Genomic DNA, 13,838 nt, shown 5'->3' with positions numbered 1-13,838 from the left:
GGCATCTTCATTCCAGCGGAACCCCCTTCGTCATTCCAAATTAATGACGACCTGCAGTGGCGGCCGCCATCGCAAGCCAAGGGATTGAAGTTGAGTGGCTGGTTCTGTCTGCTTTCTGTCGCAGACGTCAGCTTTGGGTTGAAAGTTGCCGGTCAAGATAAAGCCGTGCGCTGGTCAAATCCGATGCAATTGGCAGGTCAAGTCGGCATTAAGTGCAATCACCCAGATGAGAGCCGGGCCGTTTTCCCGCAGGGCTGGATTAATGGCACCGCTCAGATGGGGCCATCGGTGGAGGTGTTGCCAGTGGCAACACTCCCTACCATTGATGTGACAGCAGCAGGCCTGCCCAGCCAGTCCATGCCCCAATCAGGGCCAACATCTTGAAGTCGCCAGCGCCCAGGCTTTCTATGCCGGTAATGAATTTCACTAGGTGGAAAACTGACCAAAGGCTCAGATAGCCCATGGCGCAGCCCCAAAGTGCCTCGTGCAGCGTCGTGAAAACTCCAAATGAGTTGAACACGAGACCGATCCATAGCATGGGTATCACTAGCGCATCCGGCAGCATATGGTGCTCACTGTCGATCAAGCTCAAAGCCAGAAGAGACCAAGTGAACAGCAGGGCAAAGAATGCCTGCATGGTTGGCCCAAAATGCACCGTCACCACGAACGACAAGACAGCGCAGCCGATTTGCGCGGCCCAGATTCCACGCACCGTAGATCCGGTCGTTTGAAGCTTGCAAGGCTCATCGAGATCCAACCCGAGTAATTCCCGAGCATCCCGCTGCCATTGTTGGTCGAGGATTGCAGGCAGCCAGCAGGCAACCCAAGTACTCAGGCGACCGGCCAGAATACCCAAAACGATGGAGCCAAGCCCTAGGGTGATCTCACGCCCCATCCAATCACTCATCGGTGGACTCCTCGCGACGACGTGGGTCAAGCAGGGCTTGGAGCGAAGTAAGGGCGGAGTTCGCTGTCTGCATCGCGGTCGCTGTCGGTGCCGGCTTCTGCGCGGGGGGCTGGGCAGCGCGGGCAACCGTCCGTGCCGGTGGAGGCGTTTGCGGCGGAGTTGCAGCGGGCGCTGAGGGGTTCCACTCGGCGTTGAAATCGCCCCGGATGGCCTTGCCAGCAAGGGTCGTCAGGTATGCAAGCGGCTTGGCTACGCTCCCAGTTGTGCATCGATGTTTCCACTGGTTGATCACGGCCTCTCGGACATGCTCCGGAACAGGCCCCATGATCTCTCGTGCCTTCACACGTTCCTCTGGCTTGAGAAGATCCAGGGCAAGCAGCCAATTCACACCTGCACTCTCGCGCGGTTGTACAAAGCTTTTAGATACAGAATTGTCTGTATTTGTATACGTACTAGCAGAGTCCGGATTCCGAACTGAGGGTGTACTCAGTGGTTTTAGGCTGAGTTCGGATTCCGAACTGAGGGGGAGATCCCCCTGTTTCCCTGAGTTCGCACTGAGTTCGGATTCCGAACTCAGTCCTTCCGGGGCGAGATCCTGCTGAGTTCGGATTCCGAACTCAGGTGCGGGCAGCGCGTTTTGCTTCGTCTCTACAGCCCAGGTCTGGGCATTCAGCCGATCGCTAATCGTGTCAATGCGCGAGGGAAGGCGTCGGCCCACGTCGGGATCGCTGGTGAATTCGCGCCAGGTGATAGCTGCGATGTCCTTGATCGCTTTATTCTGATGCTCCATGGATTGCATCAGCAAGGTCATGTAGTCCTTGTCGAACTCCAGGGCCTCTGCCGGTGTTACCGGCTCGTCGTGGAGTAGATAGACATTACCCTGCACTTGTCCGTTAATCTCATTGCGGACGGTCCTACCCAAGCTCAACCATCGCGTTAGACGGAGCACGGTCAGAGCCTTTGCCACGGTCTCTCGAGAGGCATGTTTCCCTGGGTTCATACCCAGGTATGGCCGTAGCTGGTCATAGGTGGGGAAGGCAGTGATGCCATCTTCGTTGACAAGTAATCGGAATACTTGCCAGCAATTGCGTTCCAAGGGGGTGAGCCGATTGTCGAGCAGTAGCTTACGCGGGACCGTTTCATGCGGATTACCGCTGAATATGATCCCGGAGTAGGGGGTAGCAGGTGCAGCAGTAGGGGCGGTGTCCTCAGCTCTCTTCTTCTGTACATGGGCCTCGAGTTGCCCCGAGGCCGAATCTAGGAGCGCGGAAATCGGGAACCGTGCGAGCTTCATTTTCTATATTCGCCTTCTCCAAGGTGGGCAGAGGCGGGGCAGCTCTCTTCGACACGGCGTATGCCACCCTCGTCCAGCAGAGTGAGTTGTCGACGCTCGGATACTCGGGACTTTTCCTTGCTGCTGGGATACAAGCCTTGTTCGATCCACTGAGTGATACGAGACCAGATCTGCGCAAGCGTTAAGCCATCTGTGCTCAGTTCTTCAGCAACCAGCATGGCAACGTCGAGCATGGCCAGGCTGTCCTCGAGCTCCACTCGGTTCTCATCCATCAACTTGGTCCAGCGGTGCCAAATATGATGATCTTGATCCTCGGAAAGCTCGGGCCAGCGTCCGCGCGGGGCTCTAACCCCGATGACGGTACGCTGAAGGGCGATCTCTTGAGGTGTGAGCCCGAAGAACTTGTTGAGCAAGCTGGTAGTAGCCCCCAGCCGGATTGCCCGCTCAATAAGGCGGGTTTCCTCTTCTGAGCGCGCAGCCCCGGTCAGAAGCTTGAGGATCATCGAGCTGTTGATAGACACGTTGACCCAACTAACTGGTGTGTTGCGGAGCAAACTGAGGACTGTTGGATGCTGGATCTGACCCAGCACCTCAGGTTCAACCCCCATCTCCACGCAGCGTTGGAGTTGGCCATTGCGCATCAGGTCAAGAAGCTGCGACAGAACTGCTTCGTTAAGTGTTGACTTGGACATTGAGACTCCCTCCCATTCATCTCATCGAGTGTTCAGTTGCCTTGGGCTTCCGAGGACCGTTTGAACTCTTCGATTTCCAAGTCGATCAACCGGCGAGCCAGTCGAATGATGCGGAACAGTTTGACCAGCGCGCCGTCGCTCAAACGGCCGTCATCTCCTGGAGACTGTTCAGCACTCATGGGCTGGCCCAGCAGCAGTTGGCCTAACCCGGCTGCAAATTCGAATTCAGCTAATGCGTTGGCAGGGTCCGGTTGCTCGTTCAGCATTTTCAGAGCGATAGCCATGGCCCCGCTCAATGCCTGAAGCAGTGTCATGGTATGTTGAGCTGTTGCAGTGATTTCGACATCGGTGTCGGGCTGTTTGTATTTAAAACCGATCCCGCCATCGATTGCCTGGATATCGCCTGGGCCGTTTACGGACTCGAGAATCTCCACAGCCAGCTGGGCTATCTGGTTACGCAATTCTGCAGCTTGATCGATCTGCCGCTCGATGTACCAAAGGTCTGTGATCGGGTGGAGTCCGCCGGCCTGTACGGGGATGGCGATCAGGCAGTTCGCGTTGAAATCGGGCAAGGTTTCCCCACTGAGGGCGGCAACCTTTGCTTTGGTTTCGATCACCCGCTGGCTGAGGTTCGCGGGGGACGCAATATGCCCTGCAATTCGTGCCTGCCGTTCCTCTGGGGTGAGCGAAGCTCCGTGCGCTGGAGCAACTGGCTGCGGTGATGTCTGCAGAGGCTGTTGCGTGCGCCCAGAACCTTCAGGTGGTTGTTGCGATGGCGGAAGGGTGGAGCCTGGCACAGTGCCTGGCGCAGGCGCTGGTGGGGTAGACGTTGAACTGGCGATCGGCAATTCAACCACCGGTGTCGAGCGACGAAGCTTGTCCTGCTGTTGAGTGATTTCCAGCAGAATGTCCTCATAGCCCAACAGCAGCGATTTTTTCATCGTGCCGATGAGCTCGTCTTGAAAACGCTGGAACAGGAACTCTTCTGCCTCACCTTCGAACTGGGCAAGGACGTCCTGGAACAACATTTCGAAGTCGACGCCTTCATTGCGGTAGTGCTTATCCCAGCATGCCAGCGCCGACTTTCTTAGCGACAGAATTTTCTCAATCTGTGGTTTGCCGAGGCCGTTATAGAGGAGAGCTGGGACGGCAGGCAGCAGGTACTGAACCGTGTCTAGCATCCTGCTGATATGAGACGGGGAGATTGGATATCCGTCCTTTGTCAGACGGCGAGAGAGTTCTCGAATCCCAATCACTTCACCACTCTCGGATTCATAAAGCGCTTTTGCGTTCCCCACACCTACAGCGCGCTCGATGAACTTGAGTTCACCTTTGAGATCCTCAGCGAGGTGCCCTGTGAGCATGATGATCTCACCGCGGGATTGGTCCCAGGGGCGGAACAAGAAGTCGATGATCTGGAATTTTGGATCTCCAGTCTCCTGGTAGAGCTCCTTCAGGATCGTGAGACGTGTATTTCCACCATTCCGGATCCGAAACTTCTCTTCACCTGGGCGACGTGTAATTGGCGGAGGAGTATCGAGACCTCGATTACGAATCGATTCCTTTAACTGGTCATACAAGGGGTTGCGTGTGGTTCGAGGGTTATCCTCCCAAGGGAGGACAACGTCGATATTCAGCCTCATTGGCGTATCAGCGATAGGGTCGCTCATGGCGGCGGTGGAACCTGTAGGGCTGAAGCCTGGAGCCAGGAGCTTCGATTTGAGGTCTGTAGCGGCCATATCAAGCTCCTACCGCAGCGATGTGGGACTGAGCCAGTGGGCTTTGCTTACGGACCAGGTACAACACCTCTTGGATGTCCACCTGTGTAGGGTCGGCGTTCTGCAGCAGGCGATCGATGATTTTGTAAGCGCGAGCCAGCTCTGACTTGAGATTGTCGTCTGCTGAGCCGGCCTGGGCCTGAGCACCAATGCGTTGGTCATTGAGCAACGATTGCTCGAGGCGCTCGATGATCTCGCTGTTCATGGAGCGATGGTTGTCGCGGGCGACTTGAGCGACACGTTCACGCATGCCATCAGGCAGGCGAACCACAAATTTGTCAGCGGTGCGGGAGTTGGTTGCGTTCATGGTGTTCTCCTTACTGGCGGCGTTTGAGTTGGTCTGCGAGCTGAGTAGGCAAGTTCTTAATCGTCAGAGAGCCGGTATCGGCGTCGTAGGTGACGTTGGAACCGAGCAGGTGCGCCTCAAAACTGATCGACAGACCTTCGGCGCGGCCGGTGAAGCGGCGGAACTGGTTGAGCGTGCGCTTATCGGCCGGGATCTCCAGGGATAGGCCGTAGTCGCTATTGCAGATATGGTCGTAAAACGCCTGAGGGCGATCTTCATCGAGAGTCTGAGACAGCTCTTGAAGAGAGAGGGGCTGCCCCAGCTTCGTTTGGGTGGTGGCATAGTCGAGCAGCGCGTGGGTTTTCTCCCGGGCGCTTTCTTCTGGGAGATCTTCTTTCTCGACGTAGTCAGTGAATGCCTTGAGAAGCGTGCGGGTTTCGGCTGGGCCGTCGACGCCTTCTTGGCATCCGATGAAGTCGCGGAAGTAGTCCGAACTCTTCCTGCCGTTTTTGCCTTTGAAGAAGGAAATGTATTGCTTCGAGTTTGGGTTGTTGCGCCACTCGCTCAGGTTGATCCGAGCCGCGCAGGAGAAGTTGCTGGTGTCCAGGTAGCGAGAGGCTACAACATTAAGTTCACCGTCCAGTCCGACGGTTTCGACCTGCTGGAGGACAGCGATCATCAGGTACTCAGTCAGGCCTTGTTGGTAGTGGCTGAAGAGCACGTGTCCACCGGTGGATAGGTTGACCTCTTCACTCAGCTGCTGCAGGTGCTCGACGGACACACGGCTGAAGTTGGTGAAGTCTTGCTCCTCCGCCAGGTAATGTTTCAGCCAGCCGCTGAATGGGTACGCCCCCGACTCTCCATGGAAGAAGCCCCACGCTTTGCCTTGCTTGGCGTTGTAGCTGTCGTTCAGGTCGGCCTGGAGGTTCTCGACGGCATCCGTAACAGGGAGCTCTGTGTCACGTGCGTGCAGGACGGCCGGGTTGCCGTCGGGCTGCTTTTCGAGCTGGTGAACGATTGCGTGTCTGATTGGCATTATTGAATCTCCCGGGAGGTGATGTTTTGGGCCTCGGCACGGCGGAGCAGCGCCCGCGTGTTGCGCTCGGTACGGCGGTCGCTGGGCGTGCAGGATGTGAAGATCGGCGTAAAGCCGGACTTGCTGAATTTCAGATGCCCGCTGTTGGAGCGAGAGAGAGTCCAGCCTTCGGAGAGGGCGAATTCGGCAAGCCGGCGAACACTGTCGTGCGCGCCGCGAAGGAGGTTACGCATTGGAGCCGGCCTCCTTCGGGCAAAGGGCATCACCGGCTTGGATGGCCACGATTTCGGGGGTGCAGCCCGGGTAATGGGTGGCCAGGTCAGTGAGGAACTCACGTGCAGTTTCGCGTGTTCCAGGAATGCGGAAGACCACGGTGCAGTGATGAGCCTCGTCCACGGAGCTGGTCAGATGGGGTGTTACTGCAACCTTCAGACCGCAGCTCAGAAGGTGCCTTGGTACCCATACAGACCAGAAGTAATTGGTCAGCAGGGCTGGTTGGCCAAGAAGGGTCGCTGCCAGCGTTCCTCCTTCATTTCTTTCGAGCTCGATGTACTGCAGCTGTGCAAGCTCTTGCAGCGCTTCATTCAGCTCAACAGGCACCGTGGTTTCACCGTACTGGGTGAGCCGTGAGACAACTTGGCCGAGCGCATCCAGCCAAACCGCGTTTACGCCAGACTGGTGCGCGAAGGCCAATACCGATTGGTCGGTGTTTCCGATCGCAGGGATTGAAGGGTAGGTCTGCTCAGTCTGCATTGGGCACCTCCAGAAGAGGAACGAGGTCGTAGCTGCCGCAGACCGGGCATACCAGGATCTCTGCCTCACCTTCAGGGGTGTGCTCAGCAGGATGCACCTGCCGTACTTGATTCAGCGAGAAGTGCCGGTCACAGCTACGGCAGGCATGCGTGATCGGATGGGGTTGCATGGACGTCATGCGGCAGCTCCTTGCCAATGATCGGCAGTGAGGTTTGCGAATCGGGTTTGGTTGGCGATGAAGGCTGCACGGACATAGCCGACGGGGCCGTTGCGGTGTTTACCTATGATCAGTTCGGCGACGCCTTTGAGTTCGGTGTCCTCGTTGTACACCTCGTCTCGATAGACAAAGACGATGAGGTCCGCGTCCTGCTCGATAGCCCCGCTGTCCCGTAGATCAGCATTCACTGGGCGCTTATTGGGCCGGCGCTCAAGGTCCCGATTGAGCTGCGAGAGAGCCATGAAGGGGCAGTTGAACTCCTTCGCGATACCCTTGAGTGATCGGGAGATTTCGCTGATTTCGTTGACCCTGTTTTCCTGGCCTGGGCTCCGCATGAGCTGCAGGTAATCCGCCATGATCAAGCAAGGCTTCCCGAAGCGCCGGCTAGCACGTCGAACCTTGGCCCGCATAGCGGCAGGAGTCAGGTTCGCGCTGTCATCGATGACCAGTCGGTTGCCATAGGCGTTCATGCGATGGACGGCGGCGGATAGCTTCGGCCAGTCTTCATCCTGCAGCTGACCGGATAGCAGCCTGCTCAGATCGATGTGGCCCAGAATGGCCAGCATTCGATAGATCAGGGCCTCGGTAGGCATCTCCATGCTGAAAACCAGCACGATCTCGTCAGGCGCATTGGTCAGTGCGGCATCGACGATGCTCAAACAGAAAGAGGTCTTGCCCATGGAGGGGCGCGCGCCGACGATGATCAGATCCGCTGGCTGCAGGCCGCGTGTCATCTCATCGAGTTCAGTAATACCAGTTGGCACGCCTGTTACGGTCACATGGCCGTTGAAATTGGCGTCGATCTTGTCGACGACAGAGAGCAGCGCCTCGTTCATGTCGGTGAATTCGCTGACCACACGACCTTCACCTAACTTAAACAGCTTCTGCTCGAGCGAGTCCTGTACCTCCGCGGCGTCAGCTGCGGCGTCTGCGGCATCCCGGGTACCTTGGAAGCACAGGGACATAATGCGCCGTAGGTGAGCGCGGTTCCGGACGATTTCGGCATACGATTGGATATTGGCTACAGACGGAGTGTTCTTCGCCAGTTCCACCAGATAGGCCAGACCTCCGACTTCCTGCGGAACAGCCATCGCCTCGGAAATTGTAACGACGTCGAACGGGCTGTTCTTTTCGGACAATTCCTGGATGGCCGTGAAGATAAGCTTGTGTTCGGCCCTAAAAAAATCTTCAGCCTGCAACAGATCGCCGACCAGATCCCAGGCTTCGTTATCCAGCATCAACCCGCCAAGGACGCCTTGCTCGGCCTCAATAGAGTGAGGAGGGGAGAGATCCAGGTCGTTCATCTGGCGCCTCCGTGGGAAATGGCTGGCTGTGAATTACGACCAACCCCACGGTGAAGCTGAGCACGCTGGCCCTGCTGAATGCCCGCGTGCAGCGATCCGCGGTCGTGACCTTTGGCTTCGCTCGGAGTGATGTCGAAGCGTGTCAACTGTGGGTGATGCAAGCTCACGTAGGCAGTGATATCAGCCTGGGTCTCTGGATCCAGTCCATCTGCAAACTCTCGTACTTTGTAGGCCACCGCACCGATCCAACCTTCGGCAAAGAGCTGACCGCGCCGGCGTTTGGTTTTCAGTTGGCAGCGTTTCTGCTGAGCTACATGCTCACGACGTGCCTTCTGCAATTGCAGAATTAGACTGCTATAGGCATAGGCGGCCAGGTCCGGACCGATCCCCTTGCCAAGGAACTTGAAGCAGTAGGCTCTCTCCGAGTGGTAGTAGGAAAGGTGGCTGCAGTCGAAGGCGGCCGCGCATGTTGCGGCTAGGGAGTGCAGCCAATCCGCAGGGGAGCGACGAGTTCCCGTGGGGATGCTTGCTTCAAGCACCTGGCTGGCACGAAGTTCGTCGGACTCGATGTTGTATTTGGCCATGAGCGAGCGGGCCTGGCGTAATGCAGTTGCGGCCTCGTTCGTGTTTGCCCCAGGGCTGTTGGCCAAGGACATCAGTTTGGTGACTTTGTCGAGGACCTTCTGCTTGTCCATCGTGCTCATGTCCGGCCCTCCTGACTATTCGCAGCAGGCAACAGGGCCTCTTGCCAGAGGCGCAGTGTCTCGCGTTCGTCTGTTGTCAGGACTGCCAGGGCAATAGCTTCTGCCACCTTGTCCTGCAGGAGTCGCAGGCGTTCCTCAACCGGTGAACCATCGTCATAAGCAAGGTGGCTGGTCAGGTCGCTGATCATGAAGTAGCGGAGTGATCTGATATTTCCGACTCGGTGTTGCTCCGCAGAAACCCCATACAGCCGATCAGGTATCTTCAGGTCATCTCTGATGTAGAGGTTGAACTCGGAAGGGTTGTATGACGTATGGAACTGCCGTGCACGATTCAGGATGAGCGCAGCTTTGATGGTTTCCAGCAGTTCTTCGTGAGTTTCGGTAGGCAATGGGAATGTGCGGGCGACCAACTGCTTCGAGAGTGCGTCCCGCGCATCTTGTCGGCGTTTCGCGTCCTTCTCGGTCCGAACCCGCTTTTCTTTTGCATGGGTCACGCTCTGCCCAACCGAGTCAACAAGTCGGGAGGCATCCAGCAGCAGTTGGCACTGATCTGGAGTCAGAAGTGCGGCCAAATTTGCTATGAGACCACCGCCACGCTGGGGTCCGTTTGCAAGATTGCGCAACTCAGTCGCTGTCACGGTGAGCTTTGTCTGTACGCTGCGCAGATCTTTGGAACTGAACAGATTTCCGAGCCGCGCAACTTCGTCAGGTGTTACACCTACTGCTTGGTTTTTTAGTGGAGGCTTAGTCATGGCGAGCCTCCTTGACGATTTCGGCTACTCGCTCTTCGGTCATTGCTTCGAAGCGGTCTGCCCATTCAGGGAAGGCCTCGATAGCCAGGCTGCGGATGACGCTCAACGCCGAAGGAGACTTACGGTTCGATGGTTGACGATATTCGAGTCGATGGGCCGGCACACCTTGGCTAGCGGCCTTCTTGAAGATCACTGCATCTGGAATGATCGACTGCAGGACTGTGTAGTCCGGATTCCCATCGAAGATTTCGCGCACGGTTCGATGGATCTCGCGTGCGTCGGCGGTTTCATCCAGGCCGTTGATGATGATGTTGATGTGGGGAATGGTGAGGCCGAGACGTGCGTAACTGCGCAGGCCATCCATCATATGGATGGTCCCACGGCTGAATTCGCGCGCGGCCAACATGTTCGGGGGGAGGGGGGAGAGGACGATATCGGAGGCAAGAACGACCATTTCCAGCATGGCCGAGCGGGCGCCCTGGGTATCGAAGAGGATGAGGTCGTAATCGGCATCGAATGCCGACATCAGGTTCGCTAGTCGCAGTCTTCCGTCGGGCGCCTGCAGTATGAGGTTGTTCAGCTGGTTGTTGGCGTCGTTCGAGATGATGACGTCCAGGTTCTTGATCGACGTGCGGGAGATGATTTTGTCCCGGTCGGTCTCGTTGTAGGACAGCAGTTCGAAAATGCCACCTGGGGCGGTGTACTCAAGGGGGTAATAGGATGACGCGGAGGGTTGGACGGGGTCCAGATCGATGAGAAGGGTGCGCAGCCCAGCGTCCGCAGTGAATGCTCCCAGGTTGGTGGACCCGGTGGATTTGCCGGTGCCGCCTTTGGTGGAAACCTTACCAGCTCGTTTTGCTTTCTTCGGGTATGTCATTGCCATGCCTCTAATGTGGATTTCATTAGAGGCTGCGTGCCTAGGCGCTGGAATGGTGTTTAAAACCCCTCCCTAGGTGGAAATTTCTGCCTAGATCCCAATTGTCTTTTAACCAATTGGTCGTAGGTTCGAATCCTACACGACCCACCATACGCTGTAAGTCAAAGCCCGCTACCGGAAACGGTGGCGGGCTTTGTCGTTCTTGCCCCTCCTTATTCAGCCCACTCAGGGTCTGCGGTAAACACTACCGTCAACCAGCGATCCGGTCCCTCACCGCCAATCGCATCACCGACTTCACAGCGCAGCGCATCCCACTCTTCAATGCTTTTGGCTGGAAGGTGCTTGGGCACGATGAAATACAGCTCGATTTCCCGAGAGCGGCCGACCTTGGCCACGTAAGCCCGATAGGATTCCAGTCCGTGGCGTGCCACGAACGCACCGGCCACCTCATCCACGTGCAGCATCAGGTCGCCAGGTGTCACCAAAAAGATATCCGCCATGGCCTGGCGCACCACCGACAGCGGCAAGGGGATGATGACCAGGCACACCAGCGCCAGCACCGCCGGGTCGATGTACGGCGATACCCACTCCCACTGCGTGCCCTGCACGGCAAAGCCAAAGCAGAAGGCGATGAGCAACGCTGCGGTGATGCTGGCCGACATCACCCAACCCTTGACGTCCATGCGCACGAAATCCGAGTTCAGCTCGCGGTTGGCCCGCGCTTCGACTGCAGCGATGGTCGCGCAGGCGATCACGGTCAGCGCCGCATAAACCATGGCGATGCCGAACTCCAGGTGGCGTCCGCCTTCGAGCAGGCTGCTGACGGCGTTGATCAGGGCGTAGAGCGCCACACCGCTGAGCAGGATGCCATTGAGCGCCAGCACCATCGGCTCCAGGTGCCAGAAGCCCATGGTGAAGCGCTCGCGCAGCTTGCGTGACACGTGCCGGCTGGTGGCGTGCGTAGTGATCAGCTTGACCACCACCAGCGACAGGCCGCTCATGCCGGCGTCGGCCAGCGAGTAGACACCGTCGAAAATGATCGAGAACGAGCCGGACGCCAGGCCGAAGGCAATGCCGATGGTGGCGATGAACAGGGTGACGGCGATCGAAGTGCGTAGCAGGCCCTGTTCGCTGGCAAGGTCGAAGAAGGGGGATTTGTTGGGTGTTTCCATGGGTGAAACTCTTTCAAAAGGTGGGTGCCTGTACGGGCCCAATCGCCGGTAGCCGGTAATTGGGCCCGTACAGGCTAAACGCGAAACTGCTCCATCAAAGCCTGCTGCTGATTGGCCAGGCGGTTCAGCGCTTGGCTGATGCGCGCCGACTCATCAGCCTGGCCCGATAGCGATTCAGTCACATCGCGGATACCGGCCACGTTACGGTTCACTTCCTCGGCCACCGCGCTCTGTTCTTCAGCCGCCGAAGCGATCTGCAGGTTCATGTCGCTGATCACCGCCACCGCTTCACCGATCCGCTGCAGCGTAGGCAGTGCCTGTTCCATCTGCAAGGCGCTGGCCTGCGCCTGTTTCTGGCCATCATGCATGGCGCCGACCACATCCTGGGTGCCTTGCTGCAGCCCTTCGATGACCTGGCGGATTTCTTCCACCGACACCTGGGTGCGCTGCGCCAGGCTGCGTACCTCGTCGGCCACCACGGCAAAACCCCGCCCGGCCTCGCCAGCGCGGGCCGCTTCGATGGCGGCGTTGAGGGCCAAGAGGTTGGTCTGCTCGGCAATGGCGCGGATCACCTCCAGTACCGAGCCGATCTGCTCGCTGCGCTGCTCGAGTGCGCGGGCCTCGTCCATGGCGGCATCCATCCCGACTGCCAGGTTGTCAATCGCCTGGCGGGTGCTGGCGATCAGTTGCAGGCCTTCGCGGCTCGCCTGGTCGGCGCCACGTGCTGCCTGGGCGGCTTGCGCCGCGTTGTGGGCGACATCCTGGGCAGTTGCGCTCATCTCGTTGGCGGCGGTGGCCACCTGCTCGATCTCGCGCTGTTGCTGCTGCATGCCGCTGCTGGTCTGGCTGGCGATGGCAGCGGACTGATCGGCGGTGCCGCGGGCTTCGAGCAGCGAGCCTTTGACCTGGGCAATCACCGGTTGCAGCTTGTCGAGGAAGCGGTTGAACCAGCCGCTCAACTGGCCCAGCTCGTCCTGGCGCGCGTAGTCCAGGCGCCGGGTCAGGTCGCCCTCACCGCTGGCGATATCCTCGAGGCGTGCGGCTACGGCCAGAATCGGCCGGGTCACGCCACGTGCGGTCAGCCAAACCAGCAGCAGGCCGACGATCGCGGCACCCAGGCCGATCAGCAGGCTGGTCAGATTGGCGCTTTGGTTGTGTTCGCTCAGCCTCTGATTGAGAGCGACGGCGGGTGCTTGAAGCACAGCTTCGGGCAGCTCCAGCAGTACCTGCCAGGGAGCGGCGCCGGGGATCGGGGCGAACGGGCGGCCGACGCGCAACAGGCCCTGCGCCACGTCGTTGTCCAGGAGAGTGCCCAGCTTGCTGGCGTCGCGGCTGTGCCCGGCCAGCAAGCCGGTAGTGCTGACGATGCTCACCTGGCCCTGGCCATCGAACAGCTCCTGGCGGCCGTCCAGGCTCAACTGCTGCAGGTTGTCTAGGCCGATGTCCAGGCCCACTACGCCTACTACCTTGCCGCCCTCCAGCAGGGGCAGGGCGATGCTCGTCATCAGTACCTGGCGGCCATTGACCTCGTCGAGGTAGGGCTCGACCACACAGGCCTTGGCCGTTTCCTGAGGGCAGGTCAACCAGCGGTTCTGTGCCGCCCCGTTGGCGCCAACCATGCTGTCGGCCAGCATCGCTTCAGGCATGGCCTCCCGCTCAAGGTTGCCCGGGCTGGGCTGCGACCAGTACAGCGAAAAGCGCCCGCTGTCGTTGCTGCCGACCGCCTCCTGGGCAACGAACTGGCTGTCCTGGTGGTCCAGAGCATTGGGCTGGAACACCACATAAAGCCCGATCAGGTCCGGGTTGCCCGCCAGGGTGGCGCGTGCCTGGCGGGTCAGTTCGGCGCGCAGGTCGCTGCCACCGTGGGCTTTGAGTACCTGAACCAGGCGGGTAAAACCGTTGGCGTACTGGTAGGCGTCCATGAAGTAGCGCTGAATGCGCAGGGTCTGGGTTTCGGCGAGGGCCTGCAGGCGCAGGCGCGCGCTGTGGTCGAGCATTTCACTGTTGGCCTGGCTGACCAAGGCTGCACTGCGCTGTGCCTGGGTCAGCGAGGTGGCCACCAGCAG

At 58.7% G+C, this 13,838-nt stretch carries 15 protein-coding genes and 1 pseudogene; all 16 read right to left on the bottom strand.

All coding sequences use genetic code 11. The annotated features are described in order from the left end of the window. Positions 1 to 316: 316 nt before the first annotated feature. A complete protein-coding gene (locus tag NGJ21_RS03045; protein WP_251961775.1) occupies positions 317 to 907 on the bottom strand; it encodes a prepilin peptidase in 591 nt (196 codons plus the stop codon). Next, on the bottom strand, positions 900 to 2,201 hold the full coding sequence (locus tag NGJ21_RS03040; RefSeq protein ID WP_251961774.1) for an STY4528 family pathogenicity island replication protein: 1,302 nt from the start codon (positions 2,199 to 2,201) through the stop codon (positions 900 to 902). Before NGJ21_RS03040 ends, NGJ21_RS03045 begins: the two co-directional genes overlap by 8 nt. Next, complete coding sequence (locus NGJ21_RS03035; RefSeq protein WP_251961773.1) at positions 2,198 to 2,893, bottom strand: DUF2857 domain-containing protein; 696 nt, start codon at positions 2,891 to 2,893, stop codon at positions 2,198 to 2,200. The genes NGJ21_RS03040 and NGJ21_RS03035 overlap by 4 nt, the downstream gene beginning before the upstream one ends. 32 nt (positions 2,894 to 2,925) lie before the next feature. Continuing rightward, entirely contained in the window at positions 2,926 to 4,632 is a 1,707-nt protein-coding gene (locus tag NGJ21_RS03030; RefSeq protein WP_251961772.1) for a ParB family protein, read from the bottom strand. A gap of 1 nt (position 4,633) precedes the next feature. Then, entirely contained in the window at positions 4,634 to 4,978 is a 345-nt protein-coding gene (locus tag NGJ21_RS03025) for an Arc family DNA-binding protein (protein WP_225790862.1), read from the bottom strand. Positions 4,979 to 4,988: 10 nt separating this feature from the next. Continuing rightward, positions 4,989 to 5,993 (bottom strand): nucleoid-associated protein YejK, encoded by a 1,005-nt coding sequence (gene yejK / locus NGJ21_RS03020; RefSeq protein WP_251961771.1) that lies wholly within the window; start codon positions 5,991 to 5,993, stop codon positions 4,989 to 4,991. Then, complete coding sequence (locus tag NGJ21_RS03015; protein WP_225790864.1) at positions 5,993 to 6,226, bottom strand: hypothetical protein; 234 nt, start codon at positions 6,224 to 6,226, stop codon at positions 5,993 to 5,995. The genes yejK and NGJ21_RS03015 overlap by 1 nt, the downstream gene beginning before the upstream one ends. Next, on the bottom strand, positions 6,219 to 6,746 hold the full coding sequence (locus NGJ21_RS03010; protein WP_251961770.1) for a hypothetical protein: 528 nt from the start codon (positions 6,744 to 6,746) through the stop codon (positions 6,219 to 6,221). Before NGJ21_RS03010 ends, NGJ21_RS03015 begins: the two co-directional genes overlap by 8 nt. Beyond that, positions 6,736 to 6,924: a hypothetical protein gene (locus NGJ21_RS03005; protein ID WP_251961769.1), complete on the bottom strand. Its 189-nt coding sequence runs from the start codon at positions 6,922 to 6,924 to the stop codon at positions 6,736 to 6,738. The genes NGJ21_RS03010 and NGJ21_RS03005 overlap by 11 nt, the downstream gene beginning before the upstream one ends. Then, the gene (gene dnaB / locus NGJ21_RS03000; protein WP_251961768.1) at positions 6,921 to 8,267 is read right to left on the bottom strand and encodes a replicative DNA helicase; all 1,347 of its coding nucleotides are present in this window, start codon (positions 8,265 to 8,267) and stop codon (positions 6,921 to 6,923) included. The genes NGJ21_RS03005 and dnaB overlap by 4 nt, the downstream gene beginning before the upstream one ends. Next, positions 8,264 to 8,962 (bottom strand): DUF2786 domain-containing protein, encoded by a 699-nt coding sequence (locus NGJ21_RS02995; protein ID WP_251961881.1) that lies wholly within the window; start codon positions 8,960 to 8,962, stop codon positions 8,264 to 8,266. Before NGJ21_RS02995 ends, dnaB begins: the two co-directional genes overlap by 4 nt. Positions 8,963 to 8,967: 5 nt before the next feature. Then, on the bottom strand, positions 8,968 to 9,723 hold the full coding sequence (locus NGJ21_RS02990) for a hypothetical protein (protein WP_251961767.1): 756 nt from the start codon (positions 9,721 to 9,723) through the stop codon (positions 8,968 to 8,970). After that, a complete protein-coding gene (locus tag NGJ21_RS02985) occupies positions 9,716 to 10,600 on the bottom strand; it encodes a ParA family protein (protein WP_251961766.1) in 885 nt (294 codons plus the stop codon). The genes NGJ21_RS02990 and NGJ21_RS02985 overlap by 8 nt, the downstream gene beginning before the upstream one ends. A 212-nt stretch (positions 10,601 to 10,812) precedes the next feature. Then, on the bottom strand, positions 10,813 to 11,772 hold the full coding sequence (locus NGJ21_RS02980; protein ID WP_046787981.1) for a cation diffusion facilitator family transporter: 960 nt from the start codon (positions 11,770 to 11,772) through the stop codon (positions 10,813 to 10,815). Positions 11,773 to 11,846: 74 nt separating this feature from the next. Beyond that, positions 11,847 to 12,602: a methyl-accepting chemotaxis protein gene (locus NGJ21_RS26005; RefSeq protein WP_371928101.1), complete on the bottom strand. Its 756-nt coding sequence runs from the start codon at positions 12,600 to 12,602 to the stop codon at positions 11,847 to 11,849. A 102-nt stretch (positions 12,603 to 12,704) separates the two neighbouring features. Continuing rightward, positions 12,705 to 13,694, bottom strand: a pseudogene (locus NGJ21_RS26000) (cache domain-containing protein); the annotation flags it as partial. Between the last annotated feature and the right edge of the window lie 144 nt (positions 13,695 to 13,838).

The organism is Pseudomonas sp. Marseille-Q5299 (genome assembly GCF_943737035.1).
Classification (GTDB): domain Bacteria; phylum Pseudomonadota; class Gammaproteobacteria; order Pseudomonadales; family Pseudomonadaceae; genus Aquipseudomonas; species Aquipseudomonas putida_E.
Note: the sequence above shows the minus strand (reverse complement) of the source record. Positions and strands in the feature narration are given on the sequence as shown.

What these genes read in the sequence shown, in the direction of transcription:
- NGJ21_RS03045 (WP_251961775.1), bottom strand. Translation starts at nt 907, where the DNA reads ATGAGTGATTGGATGGGGCGTGAGATCACCCTAGGGCTTGGCTCCATC.
- NGJ21_RS03040 (WP_251961774.1), bottom strand. Translation starts at nt 2,201, where the DNA reads ATGAAGCTCGCACGGTTCCCGATTTCCGCGCTCCTAGATTCGGCCTCG.
- NGJ21_RS03035 (WP_251961773.1), bottom strand. Translation starts at nt 2,893, where the DNA reads ATGTCCAAGTCAACACTTAACGAAGCAGTTCTGTCGCAGCTTCTTGAC.
- NGJ21_RS03030 (WP_251961772.1), bottom strand. Translation starts at nt 4,632, where the DNA reads ATGGCCGCTACAGACCTCAAATCGAAGCTCCTGGCTCCAGGCTTCAGC.
- NGJ21_RS03025 (WP_225790862.1), bottom strand. Translation starts at nt 4,978, where the DNA reads ATGAACGCAACCAACTCCCGCACCGCTGACAAATTTGTGGTTCGCCTG.
- yejK (WP_251961771.1), bottom strand. Translation starts at nt 5,993, where the DNA reads ATGCCAATCAGACACGCAATCGTTCACCAGCTCGAAAAGCAGCCCGAC.
- NGJ21_RS03015 (WP_225790864.1), bottom strand. Translation starts at nt 6,226, where the DNA reads ATGCGTAACCTCCTTCGCGGCGCGCACGACAGTGTTCGCCGGCTTGCC.
- NGJ21_RS03010 (WP_251961770.1), bottom strand. Translation starts at nt 6,746, where the DNA reads ATGCAGACTGAGCAGACCTACCCTTCAATCCCTGCGATCGGAAACACC.
- NGJ21_RS03005 (WP_251961769.1), bottom strand. Translation starts at nt 6,924, where the DNA reads ATGACGTCCATGCAACCCCATCCGATCACGCATGCCTGCCGTAGCTGT.
- dnaB (WP_251961768.1), bottom strand. Translation starts at nt 8,267, where the DNA reads ATGAACGACCTGGATCTCTCCCCTCCTCACTCTATTGAGGCCGAGCAA.
- NGJ21_RS02995 (WP_251961881.1), bottom strand. Translation starts at nt 8,962, where the DNA reads ATGGACAAGCAGAAGGTCCTCGACAAAGTCACCAAACTGATGTCCTTG.
- NGJ21_RS02990 (WP_251961767.1), bottom strand. Translation starts at nt 9,723, where the DNA reads ATGACTAAGCCTCCACTAAAAAACCAAGCAGTAGGTGTAACACCTGAC.
- NGJ21_RS02985 (WP_251961766.1), bottom strand. Translation starts at nt 10,600, where the DNA reads ATGACATACCCGAAGAAAGCAAAACGAGCTGGTAAGGTTTCCACCAAA.
- NGJ21_RS02980 (WP_046787981.1), bottom strand. Translation starts at nt 11,772, where the DNA reads ATGGAAACACCCAACAAATCCCCCTTCTTCGACCTTGCCAGCGAACAG.
- NGJ21_RS26005 (WP_371928101.1), bottom strand. Translation starts at nt 12,602, where the DNA reads ATGCAGCAGCAACAGCGCGAGATCGAGCAGGTGGCCACCGCCGCCAAC.